The organism is Arthrobacter sp. MDT2-34-1 (genome assembly GCF_059091365.1).
On sequence record NZ_JBNHGO010000104.1, the window covers coordinates 1 to 595 of the forward strand.

The following is a 595-nucleotide window of genomic DNA, read 5'->3' on the forward strand; positions in this document are numbered from 1 at the left end:
GTACGGGCCGCCGAGCAGCAAAGAGGTGGTGTTCGATCTGGTGGGAGAGGTTGCCGGTCATCAGGTGCATGAGCCTGGATCCGGAAATGTTGGCCGAGCCGATCATCTGGCGCACGTACCAGTCCCCGCGGGTTTCGCCGTCGGCCATGTCCTCGGTGAAGGTGTCGGCGCCGTCGGGGAAGTGTCCGCAGAAGATGACCGCGTGGGCCCAGACGTTGCGGACCGCGTTGGCTGCCAGGGTCCCGTACAGGGCTTGTTTGCCGGAGCCGGTGAGCAGGGCCAGTGCCGGGGTGGCCGCGTAGTCCTTGGTGAGCTGCTTGGCGGCCTTGCGTCCCATGGCCTTCAGGTCCCTGATAAGCGCGGCTTTGCTCTTTCTGCCTTCCTTGTACTCGGTCAGCTCGAGGTCATAGATGGCGATGCCCCATTCGAAGACGGGGGCCAGCAGCGCGTTGTAGAGCGGGTTGCCCAGGTTGAACGGTTTCCATTCCTGGTCCGGGTCCATGCGCAGCAGGTTGAATCCGACGTCGTGGTCCTTACCCACGACGTTGGTCCAGCGGTGGTGCGAATCGTTGTGGGTGTGCTGCCAGGACCGGGA

1 protein-coding gene is annotated in these 595 nt (G+C 64.0%); it reads right to left on the bottom strand.

Translation table 11 applies throughout. The annotated features are described in order from the left end of the window. Window positions 1-595, bottom strand: a 595-nt coding sequence (locus AC5RVV_RS17870; RefSeq protein WP_494002692.1) for a fatty acid desaturase family protein, incomplete at both ends; no start/stop codon positions are given.